Raw genomic sequence first — 21,235 nt, 5'->3', positions numbered from 1 at the left:
CAGCGCAGTTGCCCCCACCATTCAGCGTTGTTCGATTGGCACGAACTTGCGCTGTTCGACGCCGACGTACTCGGCGCTCGGGCGGATGATGCGGTTGTTGGCGCGTTGTTCGTACACGTGGGCAGCCCAGCCGGTCAGGCGCGAGCAAACGAAAATCGGTGTGAACAACTTGGTCGGGATGCCCATGAAGTGGTACGCCGAGGCATGGTAGAAGTCGGCGTTCGGGAACAACTTCTTCTGTTCCCACATGGTGGCGTCGATCGCTTCGGAAACCGGGAACAACACCTTGTCGCCCACTTCAGCGGCGAGTTTTTTCGACCAGCCCTTGATCACTTCGTTACGCGGATCATTGTCCTTATAGATCGCGTGGCCGAAGCCCATGATCTTGTCCTTGCGCGCCAGCATGCCGAGGGTGCCCTCGACCGCTTCCTCTGGCGACGAGAAGCGCTCGATCATTTCCATCGCCGCTTCGTTGGCGCCACCGTGCAGCGGACCGCGCAGCGAACCGATGGCCGCGGTGATGCAGGAGTACAGGTCCGACAGGGTCGATGCGCAAACCCGTGCGGTGAAGGTCGAAGCGTTGAACTCGTGCTCTGCGTAGAGGATCAACGACACGTTCATCACTTTGACATGCAGCTCGCTCGGCTTTTTGCCGTGCAGCAAGTGCAGGAAGTGACCGCCGATGGACGGCTCGTCGCTCACGCAATCGATGCGCTTGCCTTCGTGGCTGAAGCGATACCAGTAGGTCATGATCGCCGGGAACGCGGCCAGCAGGCGATCGGTCTTGTCGTGCTGCTCGCAGAAGTCTTTCTCTGGCTCCAGGTTGCCCAGGAACGAGCAACCGGTGCGCATCACGTCCATCGGATGGGCGTCGGCAGGGATGCGCTCCAGCACTTCTTTCAAGGCTTGCGGCAGGTCGCGCAGCTTGCTCAGCTTGCTGATGTAGGCTGCCAGTTGGGCTTTGCTCGGCAATTCGCCGTACAGCAGCAGGTAAGCGACTTCTTCGAATTGAGCGTCAGCCGCCAGTTCGCGAACGTCGTAGCCGCGATAGGTCAGCCCTGCGCCCGACTGGCCCACGGTGGACAGTGCGGTTTGCCCGGCAACCTGGCCACGGAGCCCGGCGCCACTGAGTACTTTTGCTTCGGCCATTGCTGCCTCCAATCTTGAATTTATTAGGGAGTTATTCGACTTACTTCTTCGCCGCAAACAACGCATCGAGCTTCTGCTCGAAGGTGTGGTAGTCGATGCGATCGTAAAGCTCCATGCGCGTCTGCATGGTGTCGATGACGTTTTGCTGCGTGCCGTCGCGGCGGATCGCGGTGTAGACGTTTTCCGCCGCCTTGTTCATGGCACGGAAGGCCGATAGCGGATACAGCACCAGGGACACGTCGGCAGCGGCGAGTTGCTCGGTGGTGTACAGCGGTGTCGCGCCGAATTCGGTGATGTTGGCCAGGATCGGGGCTTTCACGCGGCTGGCGAACAGTTTGTACATCTCCAGTTCGGTGATGGCTTCCGGGAATACCATGTCGGCGCCAGCCTCGATGCACGCCGCCGCGCGATCCAGAGCGGACTCCAGGCCTTCCACGGCCAAGGCGTCGGTGCGAGCCATGATCACGAAGCTGTCATCGGTACGGGCATCGACGGCCGCTTTGATGCGGTCGACCATTTCCTGCTGCGACACGATTTCTTTATTAGGACGGTGACCGCAACGCTTGGCGCCGACCTGGTCTTCGATGTGAATCGCTGCCGCGCCGAACTTGATCATCGATTTGACGGTACGGGCGACGTTGAACGCCGAAGAACCGAAACCGGTGTCCACGTCCACCAGCAGTGGCAGATCGCAGACGTCGGTGATGCGGCGCACATCGGTTAACACGTCATCCAGACCGGTGATGCCCAAGTCCGGGACACCGAGGGAGCCGGCAGCGACACCGCCGCCGGACAGGTAAATCGCCTTGAAACCGGCACGCTTGGCCAGCAGCGCGTGATTGGCGTTGATCGCGCCGACCACTTGCAATGGATGCTCGCTGGCGACCGCATCGCGGAAACGCTGGCCTGGAGTGCTCTTGTTGGAACTCATGACTCACCTCGTTTGGCTGTCGGATTGACGCCGTCCTGGTAGTGACGGGCGATGTTGCGTTTGGAAGCGCCGATGTGACGGCGCATCAACAACTCGGCCAGTTCACCGTCACGGTCGGCGATGGCATCGAGAATTCGGTGGTGTTCGGCAAAGGCCTGGTGCGGGCGATTGGGCGTGGTGGAAAACTGGATGCGATACATGCGCACCAATTGATAGAGCTCGCCACAGAGCATTTGCGTCAGGGTGCGGTTACCGCTGCCCTGGATGATTCGGTAGTGGAAGTCGAAATCGCCTTCCTGCTGGTAATAGCCTCGGCCAGCCTGGAACGCTTCATCGCGCTCGTGGGTTTCGAGGACGCGCCGCAGTTCGTCGATTTCTTCGACGCTCATGCGCTCGGCCGCCAGACGACAGGCCATGCCTTCGAGCGATTCGCGGATTTCGTAAAGCTCCAGCAGCTCCGCGTGATTGAGCGACACCACCCGTGCCCCGACGTGCGGTACGCGCACCAGCAGGCGCTGCCCCTCCAGCCGGTGGATGGCCTCGCGTAGCGGACCGCGGCTGATGCCATAGGTACGGGCCAGCTCCGGCTCGGAAATTTTGCTGCCAGGAGCGATCTCGCCCTTGACGATAGCCGCCTGAATACGCCGGAAGACGTTCTCGGACAGTGTTTCCGAATCGTCCTGGACGGTAAGCGGCGGATCGAGTTGCTCCAGCATATTGTCGACACCTTTAAAACCAATGCGGCAAAAACTAGCGAAAACAGCGGCCGCAGTCAAAGGATAAATAGATATTGTCGACAATCGTCTAATAACCGCTTGCACCAACACGATGCAGCAACTCTGGTTATAGCCGCCCGCCAGCGCTGGCGCCATCAAACCACCGTGCTAGAATGCCGCCCGCATTTGTTTGTCACATCTGCACTGTCTGTCATAAATAGCTGATAGGCATACGAGGAGCTTGCGCAGCAATGCCAGGGTCTTGAATCGAAATACAGACCGCTGCGCACCAGGATTTATGAGACTCAAGCCCTTCTCCACATTCCTTTGTTTTCTTTGCCTGCCCGGTTTTGCAGTGGCGGGGGAAAAGACTGTGTATGGCCTCAATGAGTACGCGTCGCTGGGTGGCATCGACCTTGAAGTCGCCGCCAAACTCGATACCGGGGCGAAAACCGCTTCCCTGAGTGCCCGCGACATCAAGCGTTTCAAACGCAATGGCGAATCCTGGGTACGCTTCTATCTGGCCATCGACGCCGCCCATTCGCACCCGATCGAACGACCGCTGGCCCGCGTCAGCAAGATCAAGCGCCGCGCCGGTGACTACGATCCGGAAGAAGGCAAGAAGTACACCGCCCGTCCGGTGATCGAACTGGATATCTGCATGGGCTCGGCCTTACGCAGCATCGAAGTGAACCTGACCGACCGTAGCGCGTTCCAATACCCGCTTTTGATCGGCTCCGAAGCGCTCAAACGCTTCGATGCACTGGTCGACCCCAGTCTTAAATACGCTGCCGGCAAACCCGCCTGCGCCACCGACGCTCATACCGCAGAGTAATTCCAATGCGCTCTCTTACCCTTCATCTGAAAATGCTGATCGCCATCCTGGTGGTGCTGGGCATTTCAGTCACGGCCTATCAGATCTTCGTGCTGGGCATTCCCGTGACCGAAGACGCCACCGACGACTTGTGGAACATCGACGCCAAGGTCGAGTTCGTCGCCAGTGCCAAGGACCCGGTCAAGATCCAGATGTTCGTGCCACCGTTGAGCCGCGACTACGTCAGCCTCAACGAAAGCTTCATCTCCAACAACTATGGGGTGGCGGTCAACCGCGTCGACGGCAACCGCAAGGTCACCTGGTCGGCACGTCGGGCCAAAGGCAACCAGACCCTTTATTACCGCCTGGTGCTGACCAAGCGCTACAGCGCCGAAAAAACCAAGATCAAGGGTCCGACTTTCCGCGACAGCATCGCCATCGAAGGCCCGGAAAAAATCGCCGCCGAAGCCCTGCTCGCGCCGATCCGCCAACACTCGGCCGACGTCGAAACCTTCGTCGGCGAAGCGATCAAGCGTGTCAACAATGTCAACGACGACAACGTGAAGCTGCTGCTGGCAGGCGATCCGTCCACCGCGCAAAAAGCCAGGATCGTTGAACTGGTGCTGTCCATCGCCCATGTGCCGGTGGAAAAGGTCCACACCATTCGCCTGGTGGCCGATCAACCGCAAACCCCGGAACTCTGGCTGCGCAGCTTCAACGGCACCGACTGGCTGTACTTCAACCCGGAAACCGGCGAACAGGGCCTGCCGACCGACCGCCTGCTGTGGTGGACCGGCGATGAAAACCTGATCACCGTCGATGGTGGCAAGAAAGCCACCGTCACCTTCAGCATGAACAACAGCGAAATGAACGCCATTCGCCTGGCCAAGCTGACCGACGAAAACACCGACGCCAACTTCCTCGAATACTCGCTGTACGGCTTGCCGCTGCAAACCCAGCAAACGTTCATGATCATGGTGATGATCCCGATCGGCGTGCTGGTGATCCTGATCCTGCGCAACCTGATCGGCCTGCAGACCCTCGGCACGTTCACCCCGGTGCTGATCGCCCTGGCCTTCCGTGAAACCCAGCTTGGCTTCGGCATCGTGCTGTTCACGATCATCACCGCCCTGGGGCTGTCGCTGCGCTCCTACCTGGAACACCTGAAACTGCAAATGCTGCCGCGGCTGTCGGTGGTGCTGACCTTCGTGGTGGTATTGATCGCGGCCATCAGCCTGCTCAGCCACAAACTCGGCCTGGAGCGCGGGTTGTCGGTGGCGCTGTTCCCGATGGTGATCCTGACCATGACCATCGAACGCCTGTCGATCACCTGGGAAGAACGCGGCGCCAGCCATGCCATGAAAGTGGCGATCGGCACCCTGTTCGCCGCCACCCTGTCACACCTGATCATGAGCGTGCCGGAACTGGTGTATTTCGTGTTCACCTTCCCGGCGATCCTGCTGATCCTGGTGGGTTTCATGCTGGCGATGGGTCGCTATCGCGGCTACCGCCTGACCGAACTGGTGCGTTTCAAGGCCTTCCTGAAAAAGGCTGATGCCTGATGTTCGGTTTCTGGAAGACCTGGAAGGCCCTGGAAGCCCGGGGCATCATGGGGATCAATCGGCGCAACGCAGACTATGTGCTCAAGTACAACAAGCGCAGCCTGTACCCGATCGTCGATGACAAGATCATCACCAAGGAACGCGCCATCGCCGCCGGTATCCATGTGCCGGAGCTGTATGGGGTGATCTCCACCGAAAAGGAAATCGACAAGCTCGACGAGATCATCGGCGAGCGCAGCGACTTCGTGATCAAACCGGCCCAGGGCGCGGGCGGCGACGGCATCCTGGTGATCGCCGACCGCTTCGAGGGGCGCTATCGCACGGTGTCCGGCAAGATCATCAGTCACGAGGAAATCGAGCATCAGATTTCCAGCATCCTCACCGGGCTGTATTCCCTCGGCGGACACCGCGACCGGGCGCTGATCGAGTACCGGGTGATTCCGGACCAGATCTTCAAAAGCATCAGCTACGAAGGCGTGCCCGATATCCGCATCATCGTGCTGATGGGTTATCCGGTCATGGCCATGCTGCGCCTGCCGACCCGCCAGTCCGGCGGCAAGGCCAACCTGCACCAGGGCGCCATCGGGGTCGGTGTCGACCTTGCCACCGGCCTGACCCTGCGCGGCACCTGGCTGAACAACATCATCACCAAACACCCGGACACCACCAACGCGGTGGACGGCGTGCAACTGCCCTACTGGGACGGCTTCATGAAACTCGCCGCCGGTTGCTATGAGTTGTGCGGCCTGGGCTACATCGGTGTCGACATGGTGCTCGACCAGGAAAAAGGCCCACTGATCCTCGAGCTCAATGCCCGACCAGGCTTGAACATCCAGATTGCCAATGATTGCGGCCTGACCTTGCGCACCCATGCGGTCGAGGCGCGACTGGAAGAGCTGAAAGCTCGCGGCGTGACCGAAACCGTCGAAGAACGCATAGCGTTTGTGCAGGAGATGTTCGGGCATATTCCGCCGGTTGAAGGTTGACCCCTGTACTTGTGAATTGATTTGGCTTTTTGTGGTGAGGGGATTTGTCCCCTCGCCACAGGTTTCTCATCACCGATCATACTGCCGCATCCGATCTACCAATCCCCGACATCCCCTCTAGGAGCAATTCCCCGAGGGGACTACAATCGCCACCCCGCCTCGATGGCCGATCCAACCCGCCCATGCTGACCTGTTCCGTACACCCCCTGCCCTATCGCGCCAACCCCGCCGACTATTTCGCGGCTATCCGTCATGCCCCCGGTGCCGTACTGCTCGACAGTGGCCGCCCCAGCGCCGAGCGTGGCCGGTTTGACCTGCTCAGCGCCTGGCCGCTGGAACAACTGACGGTAGCGCCTGACGAACGTGGCGGCAGTTTCCTGCAACGCCTGCGGGATAATCTGACTCGACTGGGTGAAGCATCGTTGCCGGCACCCTATGAGTTGCCGTTCGCGGGCGGTTTGATCGGCTACCTGAGCTATGACTTCGGCCGCCACCTGGAAAATCTGCCAAACCAGGCGCAGGACGACCTGCAACTGCCGGATGCGCGTTTCGGTCTGTACGACTGGGCGCTGATCAGCGATCACCACCAGGCCACCAGTCAACTGGTGTTTCACCCGACGCTGGCCGACAGTGAGCGCCAACGCTTGATCCAGCTGTTCAGCCAGCCCGCCGCTGAGGCCGTCGGGTCGTTCACACTGCAAGCGCCTATGCAGCCCGACCTGAGCGTTGATCAGTATCGGCAGGCCATCGAGCGCATTCAGCAATATATCCAGGCCGGTGACTGCTATCAGGTCAACTTTGCCCAGCGTTTTCGCGCGCCCTGTCAGGGTGACCCATGGGCGGCGTATTGCGCGCTGCGGCTGGCGTGCCCGACGCCGTTTTCCGGCTTCCAGCGCTTGCCCGACGGTGGCGCGGTGCTGAGCCTGTCACCTGAGCGTTTTGTCAAAGTCAGCGAACGTCATGTGGAAACCCGTCCGATCAAAGGCACGCGCCCTCGTGGCCTGACCCCGACTGAAGATGCGGCCAATGCCGCCGAACTGCTGGCCAGCCCCAAGGATCGCGCGGAAAACCTGATGATCGTCGACCTGCTGCGCAACGACCTCGGTCGCACCTGCCGCACCGGGTCGGTCCGAGTCCCGGAACTGTTCAGCCTGGAAAGCTATCCCAATGTGCATCACCTGGTGAGCAGCGTGACCGGCGAACTGGCGGATGAACGGGACGCGCTGGACCTGATCGCCGGCAGCTTCCCCGGCGGCTCGATTACCGGTGCACCGAAGATCCGCGCGATGCAAATCATCGACGAACTGGAGCCGACCCGCCGGGGGTTGTATTGCGGCTCACTGCTGTACCTGGACGTACGCGGCGAGATGGACAGTTCCATCGCCATTCGCAGCTTGCTGGTCAAGGATGGGCAGGTGTGTTGCTGGGGCGGTGGCGGGATCGTCGCCGATTCCGAGTGGCAAGCGGAGTATCAGGAGTCGATTACCAAGGTCAAGGTGTTGCTCGATACTTTACAGAGCCTTTAAAAGCATCGCGGGCAAGCCCGCTCCCACAGGGCAAACGTAATACCTGTGGGAGCGGGCTTGCCCGCAAAAGCGTCCTCCTGGACGACTACAGACTCAAGGTACGGTTCGACGCCTTGATGAACTCCTGCTTCAGCTCTTCAAAACTGTGCACCGCCGGAAACTGCGGGAACTCGCGAATCACGTTTTCCGGCGCATGGAACAGAATCCCCGCATCCGCCTCACCCAGCATCGTGGTGTCGTTGTAGGAATCCCCCGCCGCAATCACTCGGTAGTACAGGCTCTTGAATGCCAAAACCGACTGACGCTTGGGATCTTTCTGACGCAACTGATAACCAGTGACCCGCCCGGCATCATCGGTTATCAGGCGATGGCACAGCAAGGTCGGGAAGCCCAGTTGACGCATCAGCGGCTGGGAAAACTCGTAGAAAGTGTCCGATAGAATCACTACCTGGAAACGCTCGCGCAGCCAATCGACGAACTCGGCCGCACCGTCCAGCGGCTTGAGCGTAGCGATCACTTCCTGGATATCGGCGAGTTTCAGGCCGTGTTCGTCGAGAATCCGCAGGCGCTGCTTCATCAACACGTCGTAGTCGGGAATGTCCCGGGTAGTGGCCCGGAGGGATTCGATCCCGGTTTTTTCGGCAAACGCGATCCAGATTTCCGGGACCAGCACACCTTCAAGATCCAGACAGGCAATTTCCACAAGACACTCCCATTGTATTGTTTATTGAGTCGAGCGAGCCCGAACTCTAGCGGCTCCACCCCCACCGCGCAACGCAGAGGACGCCCCGGCCGGCGCAGCTTTTTGTTACCATCGACCCCATCTAGAGCGCCCAGCGCCACCGACCTGTAGGAAGCCGCCCTGATGAGCCCAACGTTCGACATCGTGGAACTCGCCACGACCTATGCCAACAAATCTGCCCAGGACATCCTGAAACTCGCGTTCGCCGAGTTCGGCGATGACTTGTGGATATCTTTCAGCGGCGCCGAAGACGTGGTGCTGGTGGACATGGCCTGGAAGCTGAACAAGAACGTCAAGGTGTTCAGCCTCGACACCGGTCGCTTGCACCCAGAGACCTACCGCTTCATCGATCAGGTGCGCGAGCACTACAAGATCGACATCGAACTGGTGTCGCCGGACTACACCAAACTTGAACCGTTCGTGAAGGAAAAGGGCCTGTTCAGTTTCTATAAGGACGGCCATGGCGAATGCTGCGGCATCCGCAAGATCGAGCCGCTGCGCCGCAAGCTGTCCGGTGTGAAAGCCTGGGCCACCGGCCAACGGCGTGACCAGAGCCCCGGCACCCGCAGCGCTGTCGCGGTGATGGAAATCGACACCGCGTTCTCCACCCCGGAGCGCACCCTGTACAAATTCAACCCCCTGGCACAGATGACCAGCGAAGAGATCTGGGGTTACATCCGCATGCTGGAGCTGCCGTACAACAGCCTGCATGAGCGCGGTTTCATCAGCATCGGCTGTGAGCCGTGCACCCGCCCGGTGCTGCCAAACCAGCACGAGCGTGAAGGGCGTTGGTGGTGGGAGGAAGCGACACAGAAAGAATGCGGGCTGCATGCGGGGAATATCATCAGCAAATCCAAGGCCTGATCCGGAACTTGTGATATCCAATGTGGGAGCGAGCCTGCTCGCGAAGGGGGCGGTACATCCAACATTGGAGTCGCCTGACATAGCGCCTTCTCGAGCAGGCTCGCTCCCACCGTTTGATTTTTCCGCCCTAGAAATGTGTACACACGAATGTCACCATCAGTGCCATTTATGTGTGCACTTTTTGTTTCCGCGCACCCAAAAGTTACATTTCCCCGCCTGACTTGCGTTGCTTCGCGCGCCTGAACATCCAACCGGCAAAATAAATACTTGGGCAATCGGTCAGCTTATATCGTCCGATTTTCAGCGCTTTAGCGCCTTTTGATAACAAAACGAAATGAGCAACGACATCCATAGATTCAGGACTGGCACAGATCTGGCTTAAGTGCATACATGTTTTGTATACAATCACCTCAAAACATAAAAACACTTTAGATCCGCAAGCCTGAAGCGCCCTATCCCGTACAGGCTGCAGATGCCCCGTAACCAATGATATTCGCCACCCGCGACGAAGATTTGTCGAGCCAACGCTCATGCACAGTCATCTCGGGTCGAGCATCAGGAGCCTGCCGGAATGCGTACAAGCCTCTCCAACAACAATATTGCGCTGGATCTGCCCTCCTCCCCTTCCACTCAAACCACCGGTGATCAAACACTGCAAAGCCCCGTTGCACTCAGCCCCCGCCTGCATAACAAAGACCTGGCGCCGACCAAGGCTGAAGGTCGACGCTGGGGCAAATACAGCATCTTCGCCCTGTGGACCAATGACGTTCACAACATTGCCAACTACTCGTTCGCCATCGGCCTGTATGCCCTGGGCCTGGGCGGCTGGCAGATTCTGCTGTCGCTGGGGATCGGCGCGGCGCTGGTGTATTGCTTCATGAATCTGTCCGGGTACATGGGACAAAAGACCGGTGTGCCATTTCCGGTCATCAGCCGGATCAGTTTCGGCATCCACGGCGCTCAAATTCCTGCATTGATCCGCGCCGTTATCGCCATCGCCTGGTTCGGCATTCAAACGTACCTGGCCTCGGTGGTCTTTCGTGTCTTGCTGACCGCCATCCATCCCGGATTCGCCGACTATGACCATGACTCGATCCTCGGTTTGTCGACCTTGGGTTGGGTGTGTTTCGTCGCGATCTGGTTCGTGCAATTGGCGATCCTCGCCTATGGCATGGAAATGGTGCGGCGTTACGAGGCGTTTGCCGGGCCGGTGATTTTGCTGACCGTCGCCGCCCTCGCCGGGTGGATGTACTTCCAGGCCAATGCGACCATCGCCTGGTCGATCCGCGAACCGCTGACCGGCGCCGAGATGTGGCGCAATATCTTTGCCGGCGGCGCACTGTGGCTGGCGATCTACGGCACCCTGATCCTCAATTTCTGCGACTTCGCCCGCTCCTCGCCGTGCCGCAAGACCATCAAGATCGGAAATTTCTGGGGCCTGCCGGTGAACATTCTGGTGTTTGCCGCCATTACCGTCCTGCTGTGTGGTGCGCAATTTCAGATCAATGGCCACATTATTGAAAGTCCTACCGAAATCATCGCCTCGATTCCCAACACCTTCTTCCTGGTTCTCGGTTGCCTGGCCTTCCTGATCGTCACCGTGGCGGTCAACATCATGGCCAACTTCGTCGCCCCGGCCTTCGTACTCAGCAACCTGGCGCCCAAGTACCTGACGTTCCGCCGTGCCGGCCTGATCAGCGCAGCCATTGCCGTACTGATCCTGCCGTGGAACCTCTACAACAGTCCGCTGGTGATCGTGTACTTCCTCTCCGGTCTCGGCGCCCTGCTCGGCCCGTTGTATGGCGTGATCATGGTCGACTACTGGCTTGTACGAAAAGGCCGGATCAACGTGCCGCAGTTGTACAGCGAAGACCCGAACGGTGCTTATTACTACAGCCGCGGAGTCAATTTACGCGCCGTGGCGGCGTTCATTCCCGCCGCCTTGATCGCCATCGTCCTGGCGCTGGTGCCTGGTTTCCACAGCGTATCGCCGTTTTCCTGGCTGATCGGCGCCGGGATTGCCGGAATGCTCTATCTGATCATCGCCAAACGCCAACCTCACTACGCCGACGTCAGTGGTGAATCCATCGCTGTCGACAACGTCAGCCACTGATCCCGACGCGGCCCGGCAGCGTCGGGCCGCAGAACTACCCCGTTATAAGGACTTCCCATGCGAATTCTCGTGGTTAACGTCAACACCACCGAATCCATCACCCAGGCCATCGCCCGTTCGGCACAGGCCATTGCTTCCCCCGGTACGGAAATCGTCGGCCTGACGCCGCACTTCGGTGCCGACTCTGTCGAAGGCAACTTCGAAAGCTACCTGGCCGCCATTGCCGTCATGGACCGAGTGATGTCCTACGACCAGCCCTTCGATGCGGTGATCCAGGCCGGGTACGGCGAACACGGCCGCGAAGGCCTGCAGGAACTGCTCAACGTGCCGGTGGTGGACATCACCGACGCGGCGGCGAGCACCGCGATGTTTCTCGGCCACGCCTATTCGGTGGTCACTACCCTCGATCGCACCGTGCCGCTGATCGAAGATCGCCTGAAACTGTCCGGGCTTTGGGATCGTTGCGCGTCAGTGCGGGCCAGTGGATTGGCGGTGCTGGAACTGGAACATGAACCGCAACGCGCGCTGGAGGCCATCGTGCATCAGGCCGAACTGGCGGTGACCCAGGACAAGGCCGAAGTGATCTGCCTGGGTTGCGGCGGGATGGCCGGGCTGGATGAGCAGATTCGTCGGCGCACCGGCGTGCCGGTGGTGGATGGCGTGACGGCGGCGGTGACCATTGCCGAATCGCTGGTACGGTTGGGGTTGTCCACTTCCAAGGTGCGGACGTATGCGACGCCCCGGCCGAAGAACATCATTGGCTGGCCGGGGCGGTTTGCCCGATAAACCGAGTCGTCCCCGTCGCGAGCAGGCTCGCTCCCACATTGGATCTGTGTCGCTCACAAATCCCCTGTGGGAGCGAGCCTGCTCGCGAATAGCCAGTGCACGACCCAGAGCCAGACTCAGATGGCACTGAACCGCCGCCCCAACCCCTGCTCTGCAAACTGCTCAATAATGAAATCGACAAACGCCCGGGTCTTGCCCGGCAAGAGTTTGTGCTCGGCGTAATAGATCGAGATATTGCCGTCATCGACATACCAGTCCGGCAGCACCCGCTGCAATGTCCCCGCCTGCAGATAGCCCACGGCGAACGGCATGCTCACCAGCGCAATGCCCAGGCCCTGGGTCGCCGTGGCGCAGGCTGCTTCCGAATCGCTCATGGTCATCCGCGCTTTGAGGGTCAAGGGGCTGTGCTGCTGACTGCGGCTGGTCAACTGCCAGGAACGCACGCGGCCCGTCTGCGGTGAGCGAATCAGGATGCCTTCGTGCTGCTGGAGATCATCCGGCTCATTGATCGTTTCACGCGCCGCAAGGTAGTCGGCAGAAGCCACCAACACACGATGGGCCGGCGTCAGTTTGCGCGCCACCACGCCTTGGGGCAGTTCGAACCCGCCACCAATGGCGGCGTCGAAGCCCTGGCCGATCAGGTCAACCTGACGATTATCGAAATGCCAGTCCGGGTTGATTGCGGGAAAGCGCCGCAAAAACTCCCCGAGCAGCGGCACGATGTACAAGCGTCCGAACACCGTGCCCATGCTGACTTTCAACGTCCCCGCCGGACGTCCCTCGGCGCTGGCAAGGTTGGCCACGGCATTCTGGATCGTGTGCAAACTGGCACTGACTTCGCCGAGAAACACCTGGCCGGCCTCCGTCAGCGTCAGGCTGCGGGTGCTGCGCTGGAACAGCCGCACCCCCAGTCGCGCCTCAAGCTTGGCCACGCTTTTGCCCACCGCCGCCGGGGTCAGGCTCAAGCGCCGGGCGGCTTCGGCGAAGCTGCCGACCTCGGCGCTGCGAACAAAGCATTCGATACTGCTGAAGGTTTCCATAGGCGCCACTATAAACTTCTGGTTTACACAGACTATCGCAATTACCGTCTACACAGCGTGCAATCGGATATCGATACTAGGCTCCATCAACCGGGACATCCTGCCTCGGGACTTTGGAGATCGATATGACTACTCAGAACCTCAGCGGCAAAGTGGCATTGATTCAAGGCGGCTCCCGCGGCATCGGCGCTGCCATCGTCAAACGTCTGGCCGCTGAAGGCGCGACTGTTGCCTTTACCTACGTCAGCTCCACGGCCAAGGCCGAAGCACTGCAGAACAGCATCATCGCCGACGGCGGCAAAGCCCTGGCCATCAAGGCTGACAGCGCCGACGCCGAAGCCGTCCGCAACGCCGTGAACGCGACGATGGAAACCTTCGGTCGACTGGACATCCTGGTCAACAACGCCGGCGTGCTGGCCGTCGCCCCCCTGGAAGATTTCAAACTCGAAGATTTCGACCAGACCCTGGCCATCAACGTCCGTAGCGTGTTCATCGCCACCCAGGCCGCCGCCCGCCATATGACCGAGGGTGGTCGAATCATCAACATCGGCAGCACCAACGCCGACCGCATGCCCTTCGCCGGTGGCGGCCCCTACGCCATGAGCAAGTCGGCGCTGGTCGGCCTGACCAAGGGCCTGGCCCGCGACCTCGGCCCGAAAGGCATCACCATCAACAATGTGCAACCCGGTCCGGTCGATACCGACATGAACCCGGCCGAAGGTGATTTCGCCGACAGCCTGATCCCGCTGATGGCCGTCGGGCGTTACGGAAAAGTTGAAGAAATCGCCAGCTTCGTTGCTTACCTCGTCGGTCCCGAGGCTGGTTACATCACCGGTGCGAGCCTGACTATCGACGGTGGTTTCGGCGCCTGATAACGGTCAGCCAACCACAACCCCTGTGGGAGCGAGCCTGCTCGCTCCCACAGGGGGTTTTATGTCAGGTCCAATCGAGCGCCGGCAAGCCACAGGCACTTGGCCTGAACGCCTTGAGCGTACGAAGAATCCCATCGGCGTGCGCGTACTTTTCATCAGCCATTGCCGCATCCGGGATGGCAATCGCCGTCATCCCCGCCGCCTTCGCCGCCGTGACACCAAACGGCGAATCCTCGAACACCAGGCAATCTTGCGGGGCGACACCCAGGCGTCGCGCCGCCGTCAGGAAGATATCCGGTGCCGGTTTGGCCGCGCCGACTTGCGGGTCATCCGCAGTGACGATGGTGTCGAACAGTGCGAACCAATCGCGATGCAAGGTGGTTTTCTGGCCAAACGACTGGCTCGACGAACTGGTTCCCACCGCGATGGGAATGTTGTTGGCCTTCAGATGCCGCACCAGCTCCTGTGCGCCAGGCATCGCCTGTGCGGTAGCAAAACGTTCGCGCATCAGCGGTTCGCGGATCACCAGAAACTCTTCGGCGCTGATCGGCAGATCAAGCGCCTCGACCACGTAACGCGCCAGGTCCCCGGCGCCACGACCGATGATGTTCTGCTTGATGCTCCAGTCGAATGTCCGCCCGTAGCGACCCGCAATGATGGACGTGACCTCGGTATAAATGCCCTCGGTGTCCAGCAGCAAGCCGTCCATATCGAAAATCACGGCCTTGATCGGGCCGAACTCATTGAGCGCTGCATTCATCGCATCTGATCCGTTTTCAATGACATCCCAGGCGGCTCGGGTGCGGCCGGCTCAGTGACTGATTAAAGGGTTCAGCAGCATAGCGAGCGCGGTTGGCATAGAGCAACGGGCAAAATCCGAGCGCTCTCGATGCGGTACCGATGATTTAACGAATCGCCCTACACGAAACACCTCCTTTCCCGACTTCTTTCCTGATTGATCCGCCGCAGAGTTTCGCGCTCCTTCATTCGAGCGAAACACTGCGCATGTTCGATCCTGACAAGCTGCTGGCCCTGAACAACACCATCGGCTTGCTGGTGGTCGCCGCGATGAACCCGGAACAACCGGACATCGAAGCGCTGCTCGGTGATTTTCGCCTCTGTCTCAATAACTACGAAGCCTGGGCGGAGAGCTTCTGGACCGGCGGCGCACTGGATGTCGAGCAGGTGTTCAAGGTCGGCAACGACGTTCGCCTCAGCGCACCGAAGCATTCCACAGCGCCCGTCAGCTCCACCGTCGCCCAGTGCCCCGCCAGTGGGCCGCTGACCCTGGTGCATCTGTTTGAAGCCGCACGCTTCATCCCCATCGGCAATACACCCGTCGTGCTCGAACCACTGATTTGCGAAGGCCCGGACGGGCCAGTGTTTGGCGCACCGATACACGACACCATCGGCCCCAGCGGCATCCTCGAAATCTCCGATTGCTGGCGTGGCAATCGTTATCGCATCACCTTTTTTCCCAACGTCACCAGCGATCACGTCAAGGCCCTGTATGCCTCTTACGCAGGCGTCGTCAGTGAGCTGGAAGGCTGGCTGCGCGAGGAGTGGGCGAGCGAGTTTCAACCGCTGTGGGACGGGTTTTCCAAGGCTGACTTCATTGAACGCTACGGCCAGCTGCGACAGGCCGATTGGCACGGTGTCGAGCACGCGTTGCACGGTTTGTGGGACGACGTGAAGCAGCTCTACGCCCTGGTCGCCGACCTGCAGGCCAACAGCGCAAAACTCCTTGAATACCTGACCGAGGCGGAACTTGAGGCGCTGCTGGCGGCTTCGTCCGAGTCCATCGCCAACCTGTTGCTGGTGCTGAGCGACGAGCCCTTGATGTTCATCCATCTGGCCGCCTTCACCAGTTGGTTGAAGCTGTTGCCGCCGCAGTACATCGCCGAAGTCGTGGCGGAAGTTCGTACGGAGTTGCTGATCAGTTTCCTGCTGGTGTGCTTGACCGGTCCTACAGGCCTGAAGCTCGGCATCAGCGCCAAAGTACTCAACAAAATGAAGTCCGAGCGCGCCAGACGCTGGCTGGCCGCGGCGGGTTTGCGGCTGGCGGAGCTGACGAGTCGCTCCGATCTGAGCGCTCACGCGGGCGTGCTCAAGCCATTGTCGGTGAATGCGCGGAAGGCACCGTCAAAGCCTGCACCCGCCATTCCATTGCAGATCAGCACGGCGGGGTCGACCGATCTTTTGGTCAATAATCCGGTCGCCATTGCCCGTAACAAATCTACTGCCACGACGCGTTTGAGCCGGCAGGAACCTCACGACGACGCGCCGAAACAGGCGAAAAACCTCAACGGCGACAGCGCCGACACCGCCGCCCACACCGCCACCCACGGCTGCCCGGTGTCGCTGGTCAGCGGCGAGGAACTGCTGACCCTCAGCGACGGCACCCTCGACGGCATCTTGCCCTTCGACTTCACCCGGCTGTACCGCACCAGCGCCGTGGAGCTCGACAGCGGCCTCGGCTTTGGCTGGAGCCATTCGCTGAGCCAGCACCTGGAGATCGACGGTGACATCGTCACCTGGGTCGATCCGGAAAACCGCCGCACGCCGTTCCCGCTGCCGAGCCTGGCCCGCCCGGCGATCCACAACAGCCTGTCGCGGACGGCGATCTACCTCGGCGATCAGCCCGACGAACTGATCCTGGCGCTGGCCGGCGAGTCGCCGCGTTTTTATCACTTTCACGACGGCCGCCTGAACGCGATCAGCGACGCCTACGGCAACCGCTTGAGCGTGCAGCGCGATCTGGCCGAGCGCATCCAGCGCCTGGACAACGGCGCCGGGCGCTGCTTGCGGCTGCGCTACGAGCGCCGCCATTTGATCGCCGTCGACTACCAGTGCTTTGACCTCGGCGATGACCAGCCAGCGGCCTGGGTGACGCAACAGACGCTGGTCAGCTACCGCTACGACGCCCGTGGCCGGCTGATCGAAGCGACCAATGCCGCCGGTGACAGCGAGCGCTACGACTACGACGAACAGCACGTCATCCTGCAGCGGCAACTGGCCGGCGGCGCGAGTTTCTACTGGGAGTGGGAGCGCGCCGGCAAGGCAGCCCGGTGCATCCGCCACTGGGCGTCCTTTGCGCAGATGGACACCCGCTACAGCTGGGATGACGACGGCGGCGTGACGCTCAAGCACGCCGATGGCAGCGAGGAAACCTACGTCCACGACGCGCAGGCGCGGCTGGTGCGCCGGGTCGAGGCCGACGGCGGTGAGCTGCTTAAGGCTTATGACCAGCAAGGCCGCTTGATCGCCGAGCAGGACGCCCTCGGCGCGGTCACCGAATACCGCTACGACGAGGCCGGACGGCTGATCGCGCTGCTGCCACCGGACGATGAGCCAACGTCCTACGAATACCGCAACGGTTTCCTGCACGCCCGTTATCGCGGCCAGGCCAAGTGGACCTATCGGCGCAATGCCCAGGGCGATATCACCTGGCTGATCGACCCCGACGGCCAGAGCACCTACCACGAGTACGACGCGCAAGGCCGCCTGCTGTTGATCCGTTACCCGGACCACAGCTTTCATCGGTTCGCCTGGAACCGCCTCGGCCAACTGCAGGAAGAAACCCTGCCCGACGGCGGACGCCGGCAGTATGCCTACGACGCGCTGGGGCGGCGGACCACGCTCGAGGACGAATTCGGTGGCGTCACCCGTTACCAGTGGGACGCCATTGGCCGACTGCAACAGACGATTCTGCCGAACGGCGCCCGCCGCACCGTCAGCTACAACGCCTACGGCCGGGTCACCGCCGAGCGCGACGAACTCGAGCGCGTCACCCGCTACGAATACGCCGACGACCTGCACCTGGTCAGCCGGCGGATCAACCCCGACGGCAGCGAACTGAAGTACCGCTACGACCACGCGCGGCTGTTGCTGACCGAGATCGAAAACGAGGCCGGCGAGCGTTATCGGCTGGACTACACGCCGGGCGGCTTGATCCGCCAGGAAACCGGCTTCGACGGCCGGCGCACCGCCTACGCCTACGACCTCAACGGCCGGTTGCTGGAGAAAACCGAGTTCGGCGATGACGGTTCGCAGCTGGTCACGGCCTATCAACGCGACAGCGCCGGACGCCTGCTGCTCAAGACCTTGCCCGACGGGGTCCAGATCGCGTACCGCTACGACCGCCTGGGGCGCCTGGTCAGTGTCGACGACGGTCAGGAACATCCGCTGGCGTTCGACTACGACGCCCATGACCGGCTGATCACCGAACACCAGGGCTGGGGCACCCTGCGTTACGGCTATGACGCCTGCGGTCAGCTGCAGCACCTGCGCCTGCCGGACAACAACCGCCTGAAGTACCACCGGGCCCAGGGCGGTGCGCTGACCGCCATCGACCTCAACGGCACACGCCTGACCACCCACAGCGTTGTCGCGGGTCGCGAACAGAGCCGCCAGCAAGGCGCATTGCTCAGCGAATACGCCTACGACGACCAGGGCCGCCTGCACGCCCACGCCGTCAGCCAACAGCAGCGCCCGCTGTACCGTCGCGACTATGCCTACGCCGCCAACGGCAACCTCCTGCAGGTCGACGACAGCCGCCACGGCCAACGCCGCTACCAGTACGACCCGCTCGACCGCCTGAGCCACGTCCGCCACGCCCGTGATCAGGACCCGGAACACTTCAGCCACGACCCGGCCGGCAACCTGCTGATCCACGACCGTCCCGGCCCCTGGCACCTCAAGGGCAACCGCCTGCGGCGCCACGCCGACCGCCATTATGACTACGACGCCTTCGGCAACCTGATCCGCGAACGCCGCGGGGATGCCGTCACCGAGTACCGCTACGACAGCCAGCACCGCCTGATCGGCCTCCAGCTGCCAGACGGCCGCCAGGCGGCCTACCGCTACGACGCCTTCGGCCGGCGCATCGCCAAGACCGTCGACGGCCACACCACCACCTTCTTCTGGCAGGGCGATAACCTCATCGCCGAAAGCAGCCCAACCCACTACCGCAGCTACCTCTACGAACCCGGCAGCTTCCGCCCCCTGGCGCTGCTCGACGGCAAAGGCCCGAAAAAAGCCTGCCCGTTCTACTACCAACTCGACCACCTCGGCACCCCGCAGGAACTCACCGACTACGGCGGCGACATCGTCTGGTCGGCGAAATACACCGCCTACGGCAAGCTCAGCCAACTGACCTACGGCGGCGGCGAACAACTCGAGCAACCGCTGCGCTTCCAGGGCCAGTACTTCGACACCGAAAGCGGCCTGCACTACAACCGCCACCGCTACTACCACCCGGACACGGGACGCTACCTGACCCCCGACCCGGTGAAGCTGGCGGGTGGGTTGAATGCCTATCGGTATGTGCCGAATCCGACGGGGTGGGTGGATCCGTTGGGGTTGAGTGATAGCTGTCCATCCCCAAACAAAAAAGGAAAGATAGAATGTCCTCTACCCGATGACGTGAGCAAAAGCTCAGTCAATGAAGGAAGTCCAATCCTTCCTAAACTATTGTCAAAGGAAGAGGCGAAGCGCCAAGTGCTGGCTTGGGAGAGGCAGTACGACATGCACACAGTTTCGAAACATGGACCTGAAATACCCGATGTGGCTCTAAAACAAAGGTCAATTGATGGCTCCCATCCAACTATAAAAGGTCGTAAAGAAGAGATTAATGCTAGTTCTCAATTTACTTGTTGGACTTTACAGTGTCAGGCCATTGGATATGCTTTATCTAAAATGGACAAAGATGTACCTGAGCCGACTGATTACGATAAAAAAGGCAATCCTATAGTAAGGGTTGAAATACTTGGAGCAGGACGAGGTTATAAGCCAAACCAAAAGGATTTGGATAACCCTAAGTTTGTCGAGGTGATGAATGGGGTCGAGGTTAGGTTCGACAAAAATAATATAAAACGGCCATTCACAGCTTTTCCAAGAAAATAAGGCGGGATTATGAAGTCACCCTTTAATAACGTAGATCTGCGATGGGAACCGCAGCTGTCATATCTGCTGGCGGGTATTGATGTATGTGATCGTGGCGAAGGAGTTAGAGAAAAAATTCGGAGGTATAATCCGAATTTCCGCCAGGACCGGAGCGAAGTAATTGAAAAAATAATATTGCCTGATTTGGACTATTTGAGCTATAGGCATCGTTTTGCTCTCCATAAATTGCTTGAGAGAACTTTGGCTGATAGCGAGTTCGAATTTTCGACGCTGTTTGAAGCTGATTACGATGAATACAGTGCTGTCGCATGGGATGAAACAGAGATAGAAGACCCCCGTGGTTTTTTTGAAGATATATTTAGGATGTCGGCTGAAAAGTGGAAGGATGATCTGCAAAAGGCAGGCTTGGAAGATCAATCAACTTGGTGATGAGAGCTTTTTCAGTCCTACGAAATTTCCGGTCAAAATCCTAGGAGATTTCCTTCAAGTTCTATCGGTTTCCGTGAGCTGGTGCGAGGCACATTCCATGGATAGTCTTTGGCTGCCCCCGCAAAAGCGGTGGCAGGGTGTAGGAACCCTTGAAGACTAGAAGAACGCTTTGGCGTCGGTATCTGAACTGCGGTTGGCAATGTGCATCCGTAAGATCATTTGCGGCGGCTGTGCGCGGGCACGCTTCGGTGTGGCCGAGTGCTCTGGTCTCGCGTATAGCTGCCACCCAGACCTGTAGGAAGGTCGGTGGGGCGTCCATTTCGCTACCAGAGGTTTGATCAATGAAAAATACCCATCTCGATCCACCCTACGAAAAACCAATCCCCCACCCCGAAAACCGCTTCATGGCGCTCACCAGCAACTGCTGCGAAATGCCCACTCTGTTCGTCGATACCCACGCGCCGCTCGACGTTTTGACCGACGCTGCCAACTATCGAATCCGCGCTGTCACCCAGGTGCTGGAAAACCTGTCCATGCGTGGATCGGTGGAGTGTGAGTCGTTCATTCTCAGTGATTTTGCGTTGCTGTGTGCCATTCCCTTGCGGGATGGGTGTGATGTGTTGGATGTGGTGGGGCGGCGGTTGCGGGGGCGGGCTTCAGGGGCTTAGTGGGGGAGTTAATCCAAAACATCTGCATTGGATGACACGGCCTCTTCGCGGGCAAGCCCGCTCCCACAGGGTTTTGTGTTGTACGCAAGGATAGTGAACCCTGTGGGAGCGTGGCTCGCCCGCGAAGAGGCCA

Annotated in this window: 17 protein-coding genes; 11 read left to right on the top strand and 6 right to left on the bottom strand. The window is 60.2% G+C overall.

The genetic code is table 11. From position 1 onward, the window contains the following. Window positions 1-21: 21 nt before the first annotated feature. The 3 genes from prpC to AC07ZE_RS09425 are packed head-to-tail and all read right to left on the bottom strand — an operon-like array spanning window position 22 to window position 2,793. Window positions 22-1,149 (bottom strand): bifunctional 2-methylcitrate synthase/citrate synthase, encoded by a 1,128-nt coding sequence (gene prpC / locus AC07ZE_RS09435; RefSeq protein ID WP_207263643.1) that lies wholly within the window; start codon window positions 1,147-1,149, stop codon window positions 22-24. Between the two features lie 40 nt (window positions 1,150-1,189). Next, window positions 1,190-2,080 carry a methylisocitrate lyase gene (gene prpB / locus AC07ZE_RS09430; protein ID WP_095197279.1) on the bottom strand — a complete coding sequence of 297 codons (891 nt, stop codon included), beginning with the start codon at window positions 2,078-2,080 and terminating at the stop codon, window positions 1,190-1,192. Then, complete coding sequence (locus AC07ZE_RS09425) at window positions 2,077-2,793, bottom strand: GntR family transcriptional regulator (protein WP_207267787.1); 717 nt, start codon at window positions 2,791-2,793, stop codon at window positions 2,077-2,079. Before AC07ZE_RS09425 ends, prpB begins: the two co-directional genes overlap by 4 nt. Window positions 2,794-3,094: 301 nt before the next feature. Here AC07ZE_RS09425 and rloA point away from each other — a divergent pair, with 301 nt between their 5' ends. The 4 genes from rloA to pabB all read left to right on the top strand — a co-directional run bounded on the left by rloA (window position 3,095) and on the right by pabB (window position 7,684). Further along, entirely contained in the window at window positions 3,095-3,631 is a 537-nt protein-coding gene (rloA, locus tag AC07ZE_RS09420) for a retropepsin-like aspartic peptidase RloA (protein ID WP_207263641.1), read from the top strand. 5 nt (window positions 3,632-3,636) lie between these two features. Further along, window positions 3,637-5,172 carry an osmotic stress tolerance membrane protein RloB gene (rloB, locus tag AC07ZE_RS09415; protein ID WP_207263639.1) on the top strand — a complete coding sequence of 512 codons (1,536 nt, stop codon included), beginning with the start codon at window positions 3,637-3,639 and terminating at the stop codon, window positions 5,170-5,172. Beyond that, window positions 5,172-6,158, top strand: coding sequence for an alpha-L-glutamate ligase-like protein (locus AC07ZE_RS09410; RefSeq protein WP_207263637.1), 987 nt, complete (start codon window positions 5,172-5,174; stop codon window positions 6,156-6,158). The genes rloB and AC07ZE_RS09410 overlap by 1 nt, the downstream gene beginning before the upstream one ends. Window positions 6,159-6,340: 182 nt before the next feature. Continuing rightward, entirely contained in the window at window positions 6,341-7,684 is a 1,344-nt protein-coding gene (gene pabB / locus AC07ZE_RS09405; RefSeq protein WP_207263635.1) for an aminodeoxychorismate synthase component I, read from the top strand. Between the two features lie 85 nt (window positions 7,685-7,769). Here pabB and thrH read toward each other — a convergent pair whose 3' ends face one another. Next, window positions 7,770-8,387, bottom strand: coding sequence for a bifunctional phosphoserine phosphatase/homoserine phosphotransferase ThrH (gene thrH, locus AC07ZE_RS09400; RefSeq protein ID WP_207263633.1), 618 nt, complete (start codon window positions 8,385-8,387; stop codon window positions 7,770-7,772). A 162-nt stretch (window positions 8,388-8,549) separates the two neighbouring features. Here thrH and AC07ZE_RS09395 point away from each other — a divergent pair, with 162 nt between their 5' ends. From AC07ZE_RS09395 to AC07ZE_RS09385, 3 genes are all read left to right on the top strand, one after another. Next, complete coding sequence (locus tag AC07ZE_RS09395; RefSeq protein WP_207263631.1) at window positions 8,550-9,290, top strand: phosphoadenylyl-sulfate reductase; 741 nt, start codon at window positions 8,550-8,552, stop codon at window positions 9,288-9,290. Window positions 9,291-9,861: 571 nt separating this feature from the next. Then, window positions 9,862-11,403: an NCS1 family nucleobase:cation symporter-1 gene (locus AC07ZE_RS09390; protein ID WP_207263629.1), complete on the top strand. Its 1,542-nt coding sequence runs from the start codon at window positions 9,862-9,864 to the stop codon at window positions 11,401-11,403. Between the two features lie 57 nt (window positions 11,404-11,460). Then, complete coding sequence (locus AC07ZE_RS09385) at window positions 11,461-12,189, top strand: aspartate/glutamate racemase family protein (protein WP_207263627.1); 729 nt, start codon at window positions 11,461-11,463, stop codon at window positions 12,187-12,189. A 116-nt stretch (window positions 12,190-12,305) separates the two neighbouring features. Here the strand turns inward: AC07ZE_RS09385 and AC07ZE_RS09380 are convergent, their stop codons facing one another. Next, window positions 12,306-13,229 carry a LysR family transcriptional regulator gene (locus tag AC07ZE_RS09380; RefSeq protein WP_207263625.1) on the bottom strand — a complete coding sequence of 308 codons (924 nt, stop codon included), beginning with the start codon at window positions 13,227-13,229 and terminating at the stop codon, window positions 12,306-12,308. 125 nt (window positions 13,230-13,354) lie between these two features. On the opposite strand from AC07ZE_RS09380, the gene AC07ZE_RS09375 reads away from it, so the two are divergent. Further along, window positions 13,355-14,101 (top strand): 3-oxoacyl-ACP reductase family protein, encoded by a 747-nt coding sequence (locus AC07ZE_RS09375; protein ID WP_207263623.1) that lies wholly within the window; start codon window positions 13,355-13,357, stop codon window positions 14,099-14,101. A 64-nt stretch (window positions 14,102-14,165) separates the two neighbouring features. Here AC07ZE_RS09375 and AC07ZE_RS09370 read toward each other — a convergent pair whose 3' ends face one another. Further along, window positions 14,166-14,861, bottom strand: a complete 696-nt coding sequence (locus tag AC07ZE_RS09370) for an HAD-IA family hydrolase (RefSeq protein ID WP_207263621.1) — start codon at window positions 14,859-14,861, stop codon at window positions 14,166-14,168. A gap of 245 nt (window positions 14,862-15,106) precedes the next feature. On the opposite strand from AC07ZE_RS09370, the gene AC07ZE_RS09365 reads away from it, so the two are divergent. From AC07ZE_RS09365 to AC07ZE_RS09355, 3 genes are all read left to right on the top strand, one after another. Beyond that, window positions 15,107-20,005: an RHS repeat-associated core domain-containing protein gene (locus AC07ZE_RS09365; RefSeq protein ID WP_207263619.1), complete on the top strand. Its 4,899-nt coding sequence runs from the start codon at window positions 15,107-15,109 to the stop codon at window positions 20,003-20,005. A gap of 9 nt (window positions 20,006-20,014) precedes the next feature. After that, a complete protein-coding gene (locus AC07ZE_RS09360; protein ID WP_219739392.1) occupies window positions 20,015-20,434 on the top strand; it encodes a hypothetical protein in 420 nt (139 codons plus the stop codon). A gap of 341 nt (window positions 20,435-20,775) precedes the next feature. Then, window positions 20,776-21,102: a hypothetical protein gene (locus tag AC07ZE_RS09355; RefSeq protein WP_207263617.1), complete on the top strand. Its 327-nt coding sequence runs from the start codon at window positions 20,776-20,778 to the stop codon at window positions 21,100-21,102. The last annotated feature ends 133 nt before the right edge of the window (window positions 21,103-21,235 follow it).

It is taken from the genome of Pseudomonas sp. GW101-3H06, assembly GCF_059424605.1.
The sequence above is the reverse complement of the archived record's forward strand: the minus strand, read 5'-3'. Positions and strand labels throughout refer to the sequence as shown.

What these genes read in the sequence shown, in the direction of transcription:
- prpC (WP_207263643.1), bottom strand. Translation starts at nt 1,149, where the DNA reads ATGGCCGAAGCAAAAGTACTCAGTGGCGCCGGGCTCCGTGGCCAGGTT.
- prpB (WP_095197279.1), bottom strand. Translation starts at nt 2,080, where the DNA reads ATGAGTTCCAACAAGAGCACTCCAGGCCAGCGTTTCCGCGATGCGGTC.
- rloA (WP_207263641.1), top strand. Translation starts at nt 3,095, where the DNA reads ATGAGACTCAAGCCCTTCTCCACATTCCTTTGTTTTCTTTGCCTGCCC.
- rloB (WP_207263639.1), top strand. Translation starts at nt 3,637, where the DNA reads ATGCGCTCTCTTACCCTTCATCTGAAAATGCTGATCGCCATCCTGGTG.
- AC07ZE_RS09410 (WP_207263637.1), top strand. Translation starts at nt 5,172, where the DNA reads ATGTTCGGTTTCTGGAAGACCTGGAAGGCCCTGGAAGCCCGGGGCATC.
- pabB (WP_207263635.1), top strand. Translation starts at nt 6,341, where the DNA reads ATGCTGACCTGTTCCGTACACCCCCTGCCCTATCGCGCCAACCCCGCC.
- AC07ZE_RS09395 (WP_207263631.1), top strand. Translation starts at nt 8,550, where the DNA reads ATGAGCCCAACGTTCGACATCGTGGAACTCGCCACGACCTATGCCAAC.
- AC07ZE_RS09390 (WP_207263629.1), top strand. Translation starts at nt 9,862, where the DNA reads ATGCGTACAAGCCTCTCCAACAACAATATTGCGCTGGATCTGCCCTCC.
- AC07ZE_RS09385 (WP_207263627.1), top strand. Translation starts at nt 11,461, where the DNA reads ATGCGAATTCTCGTGGTTAACGTCAACACCACCGAATCCATCACCCAG.
- AC07ZE_RS09380 (WP_207263625.1), bottom strand. Translation starts at nt 13,229, where the DNA reads ATGGAAACCTTCAGCAGTATCGAATGCTTTGTTCGCAGCGCCGAGGTC.
- AC07ZE_RS09375 (WP_207263623.1), top strand. Translation starts at nt 13,355, where the DNA reads ATGACTACTCAGAACCTCAGCGGCAAAGTGGCATTGATTCAAGGCGGC.
- AC07ZE_RS09370 (WP_207263621.1), bottom strand. Translation starts at nt 14,861, where the DNA reads ATGAATGCAGCGCTCAATGAGTTCGGCCCGATCAAGGCCGTGATTTTC.
- AC07ZE_RS09365 (WP_207263619.1), top strand. Translation starts at nt 15,107, where the DNA reads ATGTTCGATCCTGACAAGCTGCTGGCCCTGAACAACACCATCGGCTTG.
- AC07ZE_RS09360 (WP_219739392.1), top strand. Translation starts at nt 20,015, where the DNA reads ATGAAGTCACCCTTTAATAACGTAGATCTGCGATGGGAACCGCAGCTG.
- AC07ZE_RS09355 (WP_207263617.1), top strand. Translation starts at nt 20,776, where the DNA reads ATGAAAAATACCCATCTCGATCCACCCTACGAAAAACCAATCCCCCAC.